The organism is Pantoea sp. PvP021 (assembly GCF_054056055.1).
In genome coordinates this window covers 1,382,715-1,397,562 of the sequence record NZ_JBSRXX010000001.1, presented here as the reverse complement: position 1 = coordinate 1,397,562, position 14,848 = coordinate 1,382,715, and the positions used below count along the sequence as shown (strand labels likewise).

The 14,848-nt window shown below is 57.1% G+C and carries 12 protein-coding genes; 11 read left to right on the top strand and 1 reads right to left on the bottom strand.

Annotated elements, in window-relative coordinates; genetic code table 11:
* Positions 1–8 precede the first annotated feature (8 nt).
* The 4 genes from ACVKSX_RS06475 to ACVKSX_RS06460 all read left to right on the top strand — a co-directional run bounded on the left by ACVKSX_RS06475 (position 9) and on the right by ACVKSX_RS06460 (position 3,262).
* The gene (locus ACVKSX_RS06475) at positions 9–1,223 is read left to right on the top strand and encodes a winged helix-turn-helix domain-containing protein (protein WP_187499904.1); all 1,215 of its coding nucleotides are present in this window, start codon (positions 9–11) and stop codon (positions 1,221–1,223) included.
* 105 nt (positions 1,224–1,328) lie between these two features.
* Positions 1,329–1,511 carry a Trm112 family protein gene (locus ACVKSX_RS06470; RefSeq protein ID WP_003849374.1) on the top strand — a complete coding sequence of 61 codons (183 nt, stop codon included), beginning with the start codon at positions 1,329–1,331 and terminating at the stop codon, positions 1,509–1,511.
* On the top strand, positions 1,508–2,257 hold the full coding sequence (kdsB, locus tag ACVKSX_RS06465; protein ID WP_010254955.1) for a 3-deoxy-manno-octulosonate cytidylyltransferase: 750 nt from the start codon (positions 1,508–1,510) through the stop codon (positions 2,255–2,257). Before ACVKSX_RS06470 ends, kdsB begins: the two co-directional genes overlap by 4 nt.
* 111 nt (positions 2,258–2,368) lie before the next feature.
* Complete coding sequence (locus tag ACVKSX_RS06460; RefSeq protein ID WP_033771276.1) at positions 2,369–3,262, top strand: fructosamine kinase family protein; 894 nt, start codon at positions 2,369–2,371, stop codon at positions 3,260–3,262.
* On the opposite strand, the gene elyC is transcribed toward ACVKSX_RS06460, so the two are convergent.
* Positions 3,242–4,027 (bottom strand): envelope biogenesis factor ElyC, encoded by a 786-nt coding sequence (gene elyC / locus ACVKSX_RS06455; protein ID WP_354438493.1) that lies wholly within the window; start codon positions 4,025–4,027, stop codon positions 3,242–3,244. The genes ACVKSX_RS06460 and elyC overlap by 21 nt on opposite strands.
* 125 nt (positions 4,028–4,152) lie before the next feature.
* On the opposite strand from elyC, the gene cmoM reads away from it, so the two are divergent.
* From cmoM to ACVKSX_RS06420, 7 genes are all read left to right on the top strand, one after another.
* Positions 4,153–4,938, top strand: a complete 786-nt coding sequence (gene cmoM, locus ACVKSX_RS06450) for a tRNA uridine 5-oxyacetic acid(34) methyltransferase CmoM (RefSeq protein WP_354438492.1) — start codon at positions 4,153–4,155, stop codon at positions 4,936–4,938.
* Positions 4,935–6,257 (top strand): chromosome partition protein MukF, encoded by a 1,323-nt coding sequence (mukF, locus tag ACVKSX_RS06445; protein WP_010254963.1) that lies wholly within the window; start codon positions 4,935–4,937, stop codon positions 6,255–6,257. Before cmoM ends, mukF begins: the two co-directional genes overlap by 4 nt.
* The gene (gene mukE, locus ACVKSX_RS06440) at positions 6,238–6,963 is read left to right on the top strand and encodes a chromosome partition protein MukE (protein WP_010254966.1); all 726 of its coding nucleotides are present in this window, start codon (positions 6,238–6,240) and stop codon (positions 6,961–6,963) included. The genes mukF and mukE overlap by 20 nt, the downstream gene beginning before the upstream one ends.
* Entirely contained in the window at positions 6,960–11,447 is a 4,488-nt protein-coding gene (mukB, locus tag ACVKSX_RS06435) for a chromosome partition protein MukB (protein WP_354438491.1), read from the top strand. The genes mukE and mukB overlap by 4 nt, the downstream gene beginning before the upstream one ends.
* Before the next feature lie 147 nt (positions 11,448–11,594).
* Complete coding sequence (gene ldtD, locus ACVKSX_RS06430; protein WP_010254970.1) at positions 11,595–13,406, top strand: L,D-transpeptidase; 1,812 nt, start codon at positions 11,595–11,597, stop codon at positions 13,404–13,406.
* Positions 13,407–13,591: 185 nt separating this feature from the next.
* The gene (locus ACVKSX_RS06425) at positions 13,592–14,140 is read left to right on the top strand and encodes a YcbK family protein (RefSeq protein ID WP_010254972.1); all 549 of its coding nucleotides are present in this window, start codon (positions 13,592–13,594) and stop codon (positions 14,138–14,140) included.
* Between the two features lie 39 nt (positions 14,141–14,179).
* The gene (locus ACVKSX_RS06420; protein WP_089414409.1) at positions 14,180–14,809 is read left to right on the top strand and encodes an MBL fold metallo-hydrolase; all 630 of its coding nucleotides are present in this window, start codon (positions 14,180–14,182) and stop codon (positions 14,807–14,809) included.
* Positions 14,810–14,848 lie beyond the last annotated feature (39 nt).

The following is a 14,848-nucleotide window of genomic DNA, read 5'->3' as shown; positions in this document are numbered from 1 at the left end:
GGAAGAGGATGAACAGTACGCATTCACTTTCGTTACAGCAAGCACGCCACCTTCATCTCGCCGCGCAGGGCCTGCTGCGAACTCCGGCAAAACGTGCTGTTTATCAGGATCTGATTGACTGCATTTCCCGCATGTCGCTGCTGCAAATCGATACCATTCATGTGGTGGCCCGCAGTCCGTATCTGGTGCTGTTCAGTCGCCTGGGGAACTATCCTCAGGTATGGCTGGAACAGGCTCTGGCACAGGGCGAACTCTTTGAGTACTGGGCGCACGAAGCCTGCTTTATTCCCCGTGCCGATTACCGACTTCTTCGTCATCGCATGCTGTCGCCGGAACGTCTGGGCTGGAAATACAATGCGCAATGGGTCGCTGAGCACCAGCAGGCCATTGCCGAATTACTGCAGCAGATCAGAGACAACGGCCCGGTACGCGCCGCCGATTTTACCCATGCCGATAACCCGAAGTCAGGCTGGTGGGCATGGAAACCGCACAAACGTCATCTGGAGAATCTCTTCAGCGCCGGTGAGCTTATGGTCACCGAACGCCGTAATTTTCAGCGCGTCTACGATCTGCGCAGCCGCGTAATGCCTGACTGGCAGGATGCGATACATGGCATCAGTGAAGCGGAGGCAACCCGTCAGATGCTGATGAACAGCGCCCGCAGCTTAGGGGTTTTCCGCGCGGCCTGGCTGGCGGATTACTACCGCCTAAAGCGGGCACCCGTGAACGACTTTATCGCTGACGCCCAGGCTGCGGGCGATCTGGTCGCCGTCAATACAGAGGGACTGGGTGAGATGTGGCTGCATCGTGACTACGTGCCGTTGCTGGAGACACCGCTGCAGGCGACGCACAGCGCGCTGCTGTCGCCGTTTGATCCGGTAGTCTGGGATCGCAAGCGTGCGCGGGAGCTGTTCAATTTTGACTACCGTATTGAGTGCTATACCCCGGAGGAAAAACGTAAATTTGGCTATTTTGTTTTGCCCATCCTCCATCGCGGCCAGATAAAAGGGCGGCTGGATGCCCGCATGCTGCGTCAGGCAAAACAGCTGGAGATTAAAAATATCTGGCTGGAGGAGAAGACCCGCGTTACGGCGCGATTTTTGCTGGATATCCGGCGTGCTATCGAACGCTTTGCGACGTGGCAGGGTGCTGAAAGTGTCGCTATCCTGCAGGCACCCGACGCGCTTAACGATCAGTGGCCAGCCCTGTGGACGCTGGATTAATCAATTTTGCGGCAGCCGCTGCGGGATAGCGTTTTACCCCATCCCGCACGCGCCGCGCTATGGTATGCTTGAATCCTTAAGCATTCGGTCCCTGATGGAGGACATATGGATCATCGTTTACTCGAAATCGTTGCCTGCCCGGTTTGCAATGGCAAACTCTACTTCAACAATGCTCAACAGGAGCTGATCTGCAAACCTGATGGCCTGGCCTTCCCGGTCCGGGACGGCATTCCGGTGCTGCTGGAAACCGAAGCCCGCACGCTGTCAGTTGAAGAGATTCATCCATGAGTTTCACCGCTATCATTCCTGCGCGTTATGCGTCAACCCGCTTACCCGGCAAGCCGCTGCTCGATATCCACGGTAAACCGATGGTCGTGCATGTAATGGAGCGGGCCCGTGAATCGGGTGCCAGCCGGGTCATTGTTGCCACCGATCATCCCGACGTGGCGCAGGCAGTGGAAGCGGCAGGCGGCGAAGTCTGCATGACGCGCGCCGATCACCAGTCTGGCACTGAGCGACTGGCGGAAGTGATCGAAAAATATCAGTTTGCCGATGATGAAATCATCGTAAACGTGCAGGGCGATGAGCCGATGATTCCGGCCGAGATTGTGCGTCAGGTGGCGACCAATCTGGCGGGGTCGGCGGCCGGGATGGCGACGCTGGCGGTGCCGATCACCGATGTGGAAGAAGCTTTTAATCCGAATGCGGTGAAAGTCGTCATGGATGTGAATGGCTACGCGCTCTATTTTTCACGGGCGACCATACCCTGGGATCGTGAACGGTACGCCGCATCGCGCGAGCAGATCGGTGATACGCTGCTGCGCCACATTGGCATCTACGCCTACCGTGCTGGTTTTATTCGCCGCTATGTCGCCTGGGCGCCTTGTCCTCTGGAACAGATTGAGCTGCTCGAGCAACTGCGTGTTTTATGGTACGGCGAAAAAATTCATGTCGCCGTCGCGAAAACCATTCCCAGTGTGGGTGTGGATACGCCAGACGATCTGCAACGCGTTCGTGATGCCATGCAGGCCTGACAAATGGGGAGCCTGTCTCCCCGTTTCAGCGCAACGTTCTTGATCCGCCGCTAAACTTATCTCCAACACTTCCTTCAGGATATTGTGATACTCATCTGAGGAGGATGCCGCATGGAACAGCTTAAATCGGAACTCACGCTGGCGCTGGGTGAAACCATCAGCCGCCTCGAAATGATCAGTGAACATCCACCCACCCGGCTTTATGCGTTATACGATCGGGACGGGCGCCCCATGCCGGTGGTGGCGAAATATTTTCGTCATCAGGGCCGGGCGGCGATGGAAGCCAGAAAGCTGGCGCTGCTGGGCCAGGCCGGACTGATCGCCGTGCCAGCGGTCTATGGTCTGGTGATGAGCCAGCAGCCGCCGGTGCATGAAATGCTCCTGCTGGCGCGACTGAATGGCGTGACGGCGGAAGCGCCTGCGCGGGATGCTCAGCGCTGGCAACAGTTTTGCGAACAGGTGGTCGAGGGAGTGCTGGCCTGGCACCGGCTCGACAGCCATGGCCTGGTCGGTACGGTGGACAGCACGCAGCAGAACAGCTGGCCCGCCTGGTATGCACAACGGGTTGAAGTGCTATGGGCGACCCTGAGCTATCTGCGTCCTCCAGCCTTTACGCTGGAAGATCGTCAGATTCTGTTTCGCTGCCGGGCACGACTGGCGCATCTGTTTCGCGGCTTCGACGATCCCTGCGTGATGGTTCACGGCAACGTTCAGCTGCAGAGCATGCTGAAAGATAGCCGCAGTGACCAGTTAATCGCGATGACACAGCCGGGCACCATCCTCTGGGCACCCCGTGAATACGATCTTATCCATCTGGATACCTCGCCTGCCGAAACGGCGCTGCTGCACAGCTACCTGCAACGGGCGCCGGTTTCAGAGGGTTTTGTCTGGCGTCGGTGGGTTTATCAACTGTGGGACTGCATTGAGCATCTGGTACAGACCGGCACGTTTAATCGTCCGCGTTTTGACCATGCACGCGCGCAATTACTTCCCTGGCTCGGCTGAGTCCGACTCCTCGCCTTTCAGCCGTTGCAATAGTGTGCCAAGCGTTTCGTAGACCGCACGTTCGCTGTGACTCAGCCAGATCGATGAGGGTATCGCCCGCTCCCATCCATTCAGCGGTGACGTAATCGCCAGCTGATTCGCGGGAGCGGCCATTGGCTTCAACCCGATCGCGTGGAAAAAGCGTATTGCGCGCGGCATATGATTCGCGGATGTGACCAGCAGAAACGGGCGATCGCCCACCACGGTTTTGACCGCCTGCGCTTCATCCGCGGTGTCGCGGGGCTGGTCGAGAATCTGAACATGTTCGCGGGGAACGCCCAGACTTTCCGCCACCTGTGCCGCTACCCAGGCGCTACTCTTTGGATTGGTGCCGCCCGCTGCGCCGGTAAAAATCAGCTTCGACTGCGGATTCCGCTGCCACTGACGAACGCCTTCTGCCACGCGCGGCAGACTGTTATTCAGCAGGTTCGAGCTGGGTGCCCACGCCGCGTTAAAGGTGTAGCCTCCACCCAGCACCACAATGAACTCCACCTTCTCTGATCCGTTCCAGGTCGGATAGCGGCTATCCAGCGGCAAAAGCAGACGATCGGCCAGCGGTTGCAGGCTCAGCAGCAGCAGTAACAGCCAGCTGACGGAGATCACGGTTTTGCCGCTTTTCTGCCAGCCAGTAAACCAAAGCAGTAAAATGCCAAGCGCCATCAGCAAAAGCAGAAACGGCAGGGGTAAAAGCAGCCCGCCGATAACTTTTTTAAGGGTAAATAACATCAAAAAAGAGTCCTGTTGTCCGAAAATAGAGCACCCGGAAGGGAAGATGGGGATGAAAGGTTCATTCTTCTGGTGCCTGTGACAAAATAGCACAAGTCTCACCGCAGCATACCGGAGCGCATGCCATGCAGGATCGTAACTTTGACGATCTCGCGGATAAATTTTCGCAAAATATTTACGGCACCACTAAAGGGAAGATACGCCAGGCCATCCTCTGGGATGAGCTGGAGAAGATACTGCCCGGTCTGTCACCGCACCCGCTGTCGGTGCTGGATGCTGGCGGCGGTGTCGGCCAGGTCTCCAGCGGGCTTGCTGCGCAGGGCCATCAGGTTCTGCTGTGCGACCTGTCCAGCGAGATGCTGCGCCGGGCCGGGGAAAATGCGGCGGCGCAGGGTGTGAGCCACAACATGCAATTCAGACAAATTAGCGCTCAGCAGGTGGGTGAACATTTGGATAAGCCGGTGGATCTGGTATTGTTCCACGCTGTGCTTGAGTGGGTCGCTGAACCGGAGAAGGTGCTGAAAGCGCTGTACGATCTGCTGCGTCCGGGGGGCGTCATGTCGCTGATGTTTTACAATCTGCACGGCCTGACATTGCGCACCTTAACGCTGGGTAACTTCGGCTATCTGCGCACCAACCTGACCAAACGCAAAAAGCGAACGCTGTCGCCTGACTATCCGCGCGACCCCGAGCAGGTCTATCGCTGGCTGGAGGCGTGTGGCTTTGTGATTGAGCAGCGTGCCGGGATCCGGGTGTTCAGTGACTACATGAAGCCGCCGAAGGGCGAGCCAAAAAGCGACGACGAAATTATTGAGATGGAGCGGCGTTACTGTTGTCAGGAACCCTTTTTGAGCTTAGGGCGCTACATCCACGTGACCGCGCGTAAACCCGGGCAGAAGGACGAATTATGAGTGAATTTTCCCAGACGGTACCTGAACTGGTCTCCTGGGCGCGCAAAAATGACTTTTCCCTTGCGCTGCCAGTGGAACGTCTGGCCTTTTTGCTGGCTATCGCCACCCTCAACGGTGAGCGGATGGATGGCGAAATGAGCGAAGGCGATCTGATTGATGCTTTCCGTCACGTCAGCAAAGCTTTCGAACAAACCCATGAAACCGTATTGGTTCGTGCCAACAACGCCATCAACGACATGGTGCGACAGCGCCTGCTCAACCGTTTTACCAGCGAAATCACGGAAGGCAATGCCATCTATCGCCTGACGCCGCTGGCGATCGGCATCACCGACTATTACATCCGCCAGCGTGAGTTCTCGACTCTGCGCCTGTCGATGCAGCTGTCGATTGTGGCCAATGAGCTTAAGCGGGCAGCCGATGCCGCGCAGGAAAACGGTGATGAGTTTCACTGGCACCGCAATGTTTTCGCGCCGCTGAAATATTCCGTGGCGGAGATCTTCGACAGCATCGATATGACCCAGCGTCTGATGGATGAACAGCAGCAGGCGGTTAAAAATGATATCGCCGAACTGCTGAACAAAGACTGGCGCGCGGCCATCTCCAGCTGTGAAATGCTGCTTTCTGAAACCTCAGGAACGCTGCGTGAACTGCAGGATACGCTTGAAGCCGCGGGCGACAAACTTCAGGAAAATCTGCTGCGCATTCAGGATGCCACGCTGGACAGTCCCGATCTGGGCTTTGTCGATAAGCTGGTGTTTGATCTGCAAAGCAAACTCGACCGTATTACCAGCTGGGGCCAGCAGGCGATTGACCTCTGGATCGGCTATGACCGCCACGTCCATAAATTTATTCGTACCGCCATCGACATGGATAAAAACCGCGTCTTTGCGCAGCGCCTGCGGGTATCGGTGCAGAATTACTTCGACGCGCCCTGGGCGCTGACCTATGCCAACGCCGACCGCCTGTATGACATGCGTGATGAGGCGCTGACGCTGCGTAACGACGAAGTGATGGGTGAACTGCCGCCGGAGATGGAGTACGAAGAGATCAACGAAATCCGCGAACAGCTGGCAGCGATGATTGAAGAAGCGCTGCAGGTCTACAAATCGCAACAAAAACCGCTCAACCTCGCGTCAGTGATGCGCGACTACCTGGCCCAGTATCCCCGAGCCCGCCATTTCGATCTGGCGCGTATTGTGGTGGATCAGGCGGTGCGCCTTGGCGTAGCGGAAGCTGATTTAGCCGGTTTGCCTGTGGAATGGCAAGCCATCAATGATTACGGAGCCAAGGTGCAGGCACATGTCATCGACAAATATTGAACAAGTGATGCCGGTTAAGCTGGCACAGGCACTGGCCAACCCGATTTTTCCCGCGCTGGACAGCCAGTTACGCGCCGGACGCCATATCGGTATCGAAGAGCTGGATAATCACGCTTTTCTGATGGACTACCAGTCGTTTCTCGAAGAGTTTTACAGCCGCTATAACGTTGAGTTAATCCGTGCGCCGGAAGGCTTTTTCTATCTGCGTCCGCGTTCAACCACGCTGATTCCGCGTTCCGTGCTCTCTGAACTGGACATGATGGTCGGGAAGATTCTCTGCTATCTCTATCTCAGCCCGGAACGACTGGCCAATGAAGGTATCTTCACCCAGCAGGAGCTGTACGACGAACTGCTCTCTCTGGCCGATGAGAACCGCCTGCTGAAGCTGGTCAACCAGCGTTCAACCGGTTCGGATCTGGATCGCACCAAACTGCAGGAGAAAGTGCGCGCCTCTCTGAGCCGCCTGCGTCGCCTTGGCATGGTGTGGTTTTTCGGCAACGACAGCAGCAAGTTCCGCATCACGGAATCGGTGTTCCGCTTTGGTGCCGACGTGCGCGGCGGTGATGACGCCCGTGAAGCGCAGCTTCGTCTGATTCGTGATGGCGAGGCCATGCTACTGGAAAACGCGACAGCACCGGTCGACACCGATGACGGTGAAGGACAGGAAAGCGACGCGAGTGAGAACGCAGAGGAAGAACAGGCATGATTGAGCGCGGAAAGTTTCGTTCGCTTACGCTGATCAACTGGAACGGCTTTTTTGCCCGTACTTTTGATCTCGATGAATTAGTGACCACGCTGTCAGGCGGTAACGGTGCGGGTAAGTCCACCACGATGGCGGCATTTGTCACCGCGCTGATCCCCGATTTAACGCTGCTGCACTTCCGTAACACCACCGAAGCGGGCGCGACATCAGGATCCCGTGACAAGGGTCTGCACGGTAAACTGCGGGCTGGCGTCTGCTACTCCATGCTGGATGTGGTGAACTCACGCCATCAGCGTGTCGTGGTCGGTGTCCGTCTGCAACAGGTCGCCGGACGCGATAAAAAGGTCGATATTAAGCCATTCAGTATCCATGGCCTGCCCACCGACACCAACCCAACCGATATGCTGACGGAAGTGCTTAACAGCCGTCAGGCACGCGTATTACCGCTGAACGAAGTCAAAGAGCGGGTTGAGGCGCAGGAAGGGGTACAGTTCCGCGCCTATAACTCAGTCACCGATTATCACGCCATGCTGTTTGATCATGGTGTGGTGCCGCGTCGTCTGCGCTCTGCCAGCGATCGCAGCAAGTTTTATCGTCTGATTGAAGCCTCGCTGTATGGCGGTATCTCCAGCGCCATCACCCGATCGCTGCGTGATTACCTGCTGCCTGAAAACAGTGGCGTGCGCAAAGCGTTCCAGGATATGGAAGCCGCGCTGCGCGAGAACCGCATGACGCTGGAGGCGATCCGCGTTACCCAGTCTGACCGCGATCTCTTCAAGCATCTGATCTCCGAGGCGACCAGCTACGTTTCGGCTGACTATATGCGCCACGCCAACGAGCGTCGGGGACACCTCGACAGCGCGTTACAGCTGCGCAACGAGCTGTTCAGCAGCCGCAAGCAGCTCGCCACCGAGCAGTATCGTCATGTTGAGATGGCGCGCGAACTGGCTGAGCACAGTGGTGCAGAAAACGATCTTGAAGTCGATTATCAGGCCGCCAGCGATCACCTGAACCTGGTACAGACGGCGATGCGTCAGCAGGAGAAGATTGAGCGCTACGATGCGGATATCGAAGATCTGACGCTGCGGCTGGAAGAGCAGACCGAAGTGGTCGCCGAAGCGCGTGAAATTCAGGAAGAGAATGAAGCGCGGGCCGAAGCGGCTGAGCTGGAAGTAGATGAGCTGAAAAGTCAGCTGGCCGATTTCCAGCAGGCGCTCGACGTGCAGCAAACCCGCGCTATCCAGTATCAGCAGGCATTGCAGGCGCTGGAGCGCGCCCGCACGCTCTGCCAGCTGCCCGATCTGAGCATTGAAAATGCGGCTGAATGGCAGGAAAGCTTCCAGGCAAAAGAGGAAGAGGCGACAGAACGGTTGCTGCGCCTGGAGCAGAAGCTGAGCGTAGCGGAAGCGGCGCACAGTCAGTTTGAACAGGCGCTGGCGCTGGTGACCAGCATTGCCGGTGACGTGACCCGTCAGGACGCCTGGCAAACCGGCCGCGAACTGCTGCGTGATGCCAGCAACCAGCGTCATCACGCCGAACAGCTCTCTTCGCTGCGTCTGCGTCTCAATGAGCTGGAGCAGCGTCTGCGCGAACAGCATGAGGCGGAACGTCTGCTGGCGGAATTCTGCAAGCGTCAGGGGCAGCATTATGAAGCGGATGCGCTGGCAGGCCTGCAGCAGGAGCTTGAAGCACAGATTGAACAGCTGAACAGCAGCGTCTCCGACGCCGGTGAGCAGCGCATGATGATGCGCCAGGAGCTGGAGCAGCTGCGTGAACGCATCACCAGCCTGACCGCCCGTGCGCCACACTGGCTGGCGGCGCAAGAGATCCTGACTCAGCTCAGCGAACAGACCGGCCAGGCGCTGAACAGCAGCCAGGACGTCACCGAATATATGCAGCAGCTGCTGGAGCGTGAGCGTGAAACCACCGTCGAGCGCGACGAAGTGGCCGCTCAAAAACGTGATATCGAGCGGCAGATTGAACGTCTTAGCCAGCCAGGCGGTGCGGAAGATGCGCGCCTGACCCAGCTGGCAGAACGGTTTGGCGGCGTGTTGCTGTCAGAGATTTACGATGATGTGACGCTGGATGATGCGCCTTACTTCTCGGCGCTCTACGGTCCGTCGCGTCATGCGATTGTGGTGCCGGATCTCTCCCGCGTTCGTGAGTTGCTGGATGGTCTGGAAGAGTGTCCGGAAGATCTCTACCTGATCGAGGGTGATCCGCAGTCGTTCGATGACAGCGTCTTCAGCGTCGATGAACTGCAGAATGCGGTGGTGGTGAAGGTGGCAGAGCGTCAGTGGCGCTACTCCCGCTTCCCGAAAATACCGCTGTTTGGCCGCGCGGCGCGTGAGAATCAGCTGGAGCTGCTGCACCTTGAGCGCGATAAGCTGGCCGAACGCTACGCCACGCTGTCGTTCGACGTGCAGAAAACGCAGCGTCTGCATCAGTCATTCAGCCGCTTTATCGGCAGTCATCTGGCCGTCGCCTTTGACGCCGATCCGGAAGCGCAGATCCGTCAGCTGGGCGCGCGCCGGGGTGAGCTGGAGCGCGCGCTGAATCAGCATGAGAGCAACAATCAGCAGCAGCGTCAGCAGTATGAGCTGGCCAAAGAGGGCGTATCACAGTTAAACCGGCTGCTGCCACGCGTCAATCTGCTGCTGGACGACACGCTGGGCGATCGCTGCGAAGAGATCCGCGAGCAGGTCGATGCGGCACAGGAAGCGGCGCGCTTCCTGCATCAGCATGGCGCTAAGCTGGCGAAACTGGAACCGATCATCGCCGTGCTGCAGAGCGATCCGGAACAGCATGAGCAGTTACAGGCGGATTATCAGCAGGCGCAGCAGCAGCAGCGCAACGCCCGTCAGCAGGCCTTTGCCCTGACAGAAGTGGTGCAGCGTCGCGCCCACTTCAGCTACGACGACTCGGCCAGCATGCTCAACGGCAACAACGACCTCAGCGATAAGCTGCGTCAGCGTCTGGAGCAGGCTGAGGGCGAACGCAGCCGCAGTCGTGATCGCCTGCGTGAACATCAAGCGCAGCTGACGCAATACTCCCAGGTGCTGGCCTCGCTGAAAAGCGCCTATGACGCCAAGCGTGACATGCTCAAAGAGCTGCAGCAGGAGATGCAGGACATTGGCGTCCAGGCTGACAGCAGCGCGGAAGAACGCGCGCGTGTTCGCCGTGACGAGCTCTACACGGCACTGAGTCACAACCGCGCACGCCGCAATCAGCTGGAGAAACAGCTTACCTTCTGCGAAGCGGAGATGGATAACCTGCAGAAGCGACTGCGTCAGCTGGAGCGTCAGTATCATCAGGTGCGTGAACAGGTGGTCAGCGCCAAAGCGGGCTGGTGTAACGTACTGCGTCTGGTGAAAGAGAATGGCGTTGAGCGTCGTCTGCATCGCCGTGAACTGGCCTACCTGAGCGGCGATGAGCTGCGCTCTATGTCGGATAAAGCGCTGGGTGCGCTGCGTCTGGCGGTGGCGGACAACGAACATCTGCGCGACGTGCTGCGACTGTCGGAAGATCCAAAACGTCCGGAACGTAAAATTCAGTTCTTTATTGCGGTTTATCAGCATCTGCGCGAGCGTATTCGTCAGGATATTATTCGGACTGACGATCCGGTCGAAGCGATTGAGCAGATGGAAATCGAGCTGAACCGTCTGACGGAAGAGCTGACGGCACGTGAGCAGATGCTGGCAATCAGTTCGCGCAGTGCGGCCAACATCATCCGTAAAACGATCCAGCGTGAACAGAACCGTATCCGCCAGCTCAACCAGGGCCTGCAGACCGTCAGCTTTGGTCAGGTACGCAGCGTGCGGCTCAACGTGAACGTGCGTGAAACCCACGCCATGCTGCTGGATACGCTGTCGGAAGAGCACGAGCAGCATCAGGATCTCTTTAACAGCAATCGGCTGACCTTCTCGGAGGCGCTGGCGAAGCTCTACCAGCGTCTTAATCCGCACATTGATATGGGGCAGCGTACGCCGCAGACCATCGGTGAGGAGCTGCTGGACTACCGCAACTATCTGGAGATGGAAGTGGAAGTTAACCGTGGTTCCGATGGCTGGCTGCGCGCAGAGAGCGGGGCGCTCTCAACCGGTGAAGCGATCGGTACCGGGATGTCCATTCTGGTGATGGTAGTGCAGAGCTGGGAAGAAGAGTCCCGTCGTCTGCGCGGCAAAGATATTTCGCCATGCCGACTGCTGTTCCTTGATGAAGCGGCCCGTCTGGATGCCCGCTCCATCGCCACGCTGTTTGAACTCTGTGAGCGACTGGAGATGCAGCTGGTGATTGCAGCACCGGAGAATATCAGTCCGGAAAAAGGCACGACCTACAAACTGGTGCGTAAGGTGTTTAATAACACCGAGCATGTGCATGTGGTCGGTCTGCGTGGTTTTGCTGCCGATCCTTCGCCGGTGCGGGCGGGAAGCGACGCAGATGCGCTGCCCGATTTAACCGCTGAAAATTCGCAGGCGGAAACGTAGTCAAAAACTGAACCATTCGTTAATCTGGTTACGGCATTTGTCGCATGAGGCAAATGCCGTTTTTGTTTGTATACTCACATGATGAGTCACAGCGCGGTCGCAGTGGATACAGGGAACACTGCGAAGTTGAAAAACAAGGGGGCAGGGATGTTGCTGGTAAAAAAATTAAATCATCATCGCGTTCTATCATTGTTAGCGCTGGCGCTAACCGTTGTTCCATTTACGCTACCGCAGGCCGCTGTTATCGCCGCTTTGCCCGGGACAACGCAGGCGGCTATCTCCGTTTCCGAAAGTCAGCAACGCATCCGGCAGGCGTTTTCCAGCGCCGATCAGCCGTTTTATCTGGCACCGCTGGCGACGCTCTATGCATCCCGCCATATGCAACCGCTCTGGCAGGATCCCCAGGCGATACAAAAATTTCAGCAGCAGCTGGCTGAAGTGGCGCTTTCTGGTGTTCAGCCACAGTTCACGCGCTGGATTGAGCGTCTGACTAACCCGGCGATCACCGGCTTTGCCCGGGATGTCGCGCTGTCCGATGCGATGCTGGGCTATCTGCAATTTGTTTCTAATGTGCCGACGCAGGGTGAAACCTGGCTTTACAGCAATGTTCCCTACCGGCTGACACAGCCGTCGGTGGCGGTCGTGAATCAGTGGCAGAATGCGGTCAATGCAGGATCGGGCAACACGTTTATTGCGTCACTGCAGCCGCAGCACCCGCAGTATCAGCCGATGCACGCCGCGCTGAAAACCCTGCTAGGTGATAAACAACCCTGGCCGCAGCTGAAAAGCAGTGAAACGCTGCGCCCGGGACAGGTCAGTGACGATGTGCCGGCGCTGCGTGAAATCCTGCAGCGCAGCGGCATGTTAACGGCGCAGGTTAATGCACCTGCACCGGATGACGATGCGGTGCCGGTGGCCGCCTCACCAGTGACCCACAGCGACCAGCCGGTTGCGGTCAGCCCTTCTGCCGCGCCAGTCACCGATTTGTCTGCGCCTTCACTGCAATCGCCGGGTAACGTTCAGAGTCAGACGCTGGAAGGGAACACCGCCAATGTCTATGACGAGACGCTGGTGGCGGGTGTGAAGCGTTTCCAGCAGTGGCAGGGACTGGATGGCGACGGTGCTATCGGTGCCAGAACGCGGCAGTGGCTTAACGTCTCTCCGCAGATGCGTGCTTCGTTGCTGGCGCTGAACATTCAGCGACTGCGCCTGCTGCCGGACGATATGCACAACGGCATTATGGTGAACATCGCCAACTACTCGCTGATTTATTACAACAACGGTAACAAGATCCTCTCATCACGGGTCATCGTCGGGCGTCCGGATCGCAAAACGCCGTTGATGCGCAGCGCGCTCAATAATGTGGTGCTGAACCCGCCGTGGAATGTGCCAACCACGCTGGTGCGTAAAGATATCATTCCTAAAGTGAAGCAGGATCCGACCTATCTCTATAAGCATGGCTATACCCTGCTGTCGGGCTGGAGCGCTGACGCTGAAGTGATCGACCCCAGCATGATCGACTGGCGCATGGTCACCGCTTCATCGTTCCCCTATCGGTTGATTCAGGCACCGGGTGTGGCGAATGCGCTGGGCCGCTATAAATTTAATATGCCCAGCTCAGATGCGATCTATCTGCACGACACGCCGAACCACAACCTGTTCCAGCGCGATATCCGCGCGCTCAGCTCAGGCTGCGTCCGGGTAAATAAAGCGTCGGAACTGGCAGGCTTATTACTGCAGGACGCGGGCTGGAACGATGCCCGCATCTCCAGTACGTTAAAAGAGGGTGACACCCGCTACGTGCCCATTCGGCATCGTATTCCGGTCAATCTCTATTATCTGACGGCGTGGGTCGCTGATGATGGCAAACCACAGTTCCGCACAGATATTTACAATTATGATGACACCGCGCGTTCGGGCAGCCAGGCTTTGAGTCGGGCTGAGCAATTGCTGCTCTAGTGATTGATTTTAAATCGTTAGCGGCGGGCCGGTTATTCAGAAAAATATTATCAAATGGCGATTCCTGCAGGGATCGCCACGCAAACAGGTTGCAGATGGGTTGACGCTCTACTGAGAGAAAGTTATGGTTCGGGCTGTGCGCTTTTTGCACATTTCTATGGCTTCACTCTCAGGTAAATCGTTACATGTCTACTATTGATTCTTTTCGTCGCAAACTACTGCTGTGCGGTAGCGCCGCCGCCGGTCTGGCATTATTACCCGCTTCTGCAAGGGCCTCGCTTTCTACCTCTCGCCCGCGTGTATTGATGCTTAATAATCTTCATACCGGTGAAACCCTTAAAACTGAGTTTTTTAATGGTAAGAGTTACGACAAGGATGAGTTGTCACGATTAAATCACTTTTTCCGTGACTATCGCGCCAATAAAGTGAAAAGCATCGATCCGCACCTGTTTGATCAAATCTTCCGCCTGCAGGCGCTGCTGGGAATGCGTAAACCGATACAGCTGGTTTCGGGCTACCGTTCACTGGCAACCAACAACATGTTACGTGAGAGCGGTCCTGGGGTGGCAAAGCACAGCTATCATACCAAAGGCCAGGCAATGGATTTCCATATCGAAGGGGTTTCTCTGGCCAATGTACGCAAAGCGGCGTTATCTCTGCGTGCGGGTGGTGTAGGATATTATCCCCGCAGTAACTTTGTACATATTGATACCGGGCCGATCAGGCACTGGTAATGACACCGGCAACGCTGCGTGAGCCGGTCATGGAGCGTTATGAATTACCACATTATTCCTGTTACCGCGTTTGCCCAGAACTGTTCAGTTATCTGGTGCGAGTCCACTCGTGAATCCGCGCTGGTTGATCCAGGCGGCGATGCCGATCTGATCAAAGAGACGCTGGAACAACGCCAGCTTAAACCTTCCCGGATTCTGCTGACCCATGGGCACCTTGATCACGTCGGGGCCGCCGTCGAGTTGGCTGCCTTCTGGCAGATTCCGATTGTCGGACCACAAAAGCGTGATGCATTCTGGCTGGAGGCGCTGCCTACCCAGAGCCGGATGTTCGGACTTGATGAATGCGCGCCTTTTACCCCCGATCGCTGGCTGGAAGAGGGGGAGAGCGTACAGGTAGGGCTGACCACGCTGGAAGTCCTGCATTGTCCGGGCCATTCGCCTGGCCACGTGGTGTTCTTCGATCGGCCAGGAAGGTTACTGATTTCAGGTGACGTGATTTTTAATGGTGGTGTGGGACGCACAGACTTCCCGCAGGGCGATCATCAACAGTTAATCGATGCTATCCGCACGAAACTGCTGCCGCTGGGCGATGATGTCACTTTTCTGCCCGGTCACGGCCCGATTTCTACGCTGGGGCATGAACGCATCAGCAATCCTTTCCTGCAATAAAAAATGGGCCAGCAGGCCCATTTTTCAATTCGGTCATCC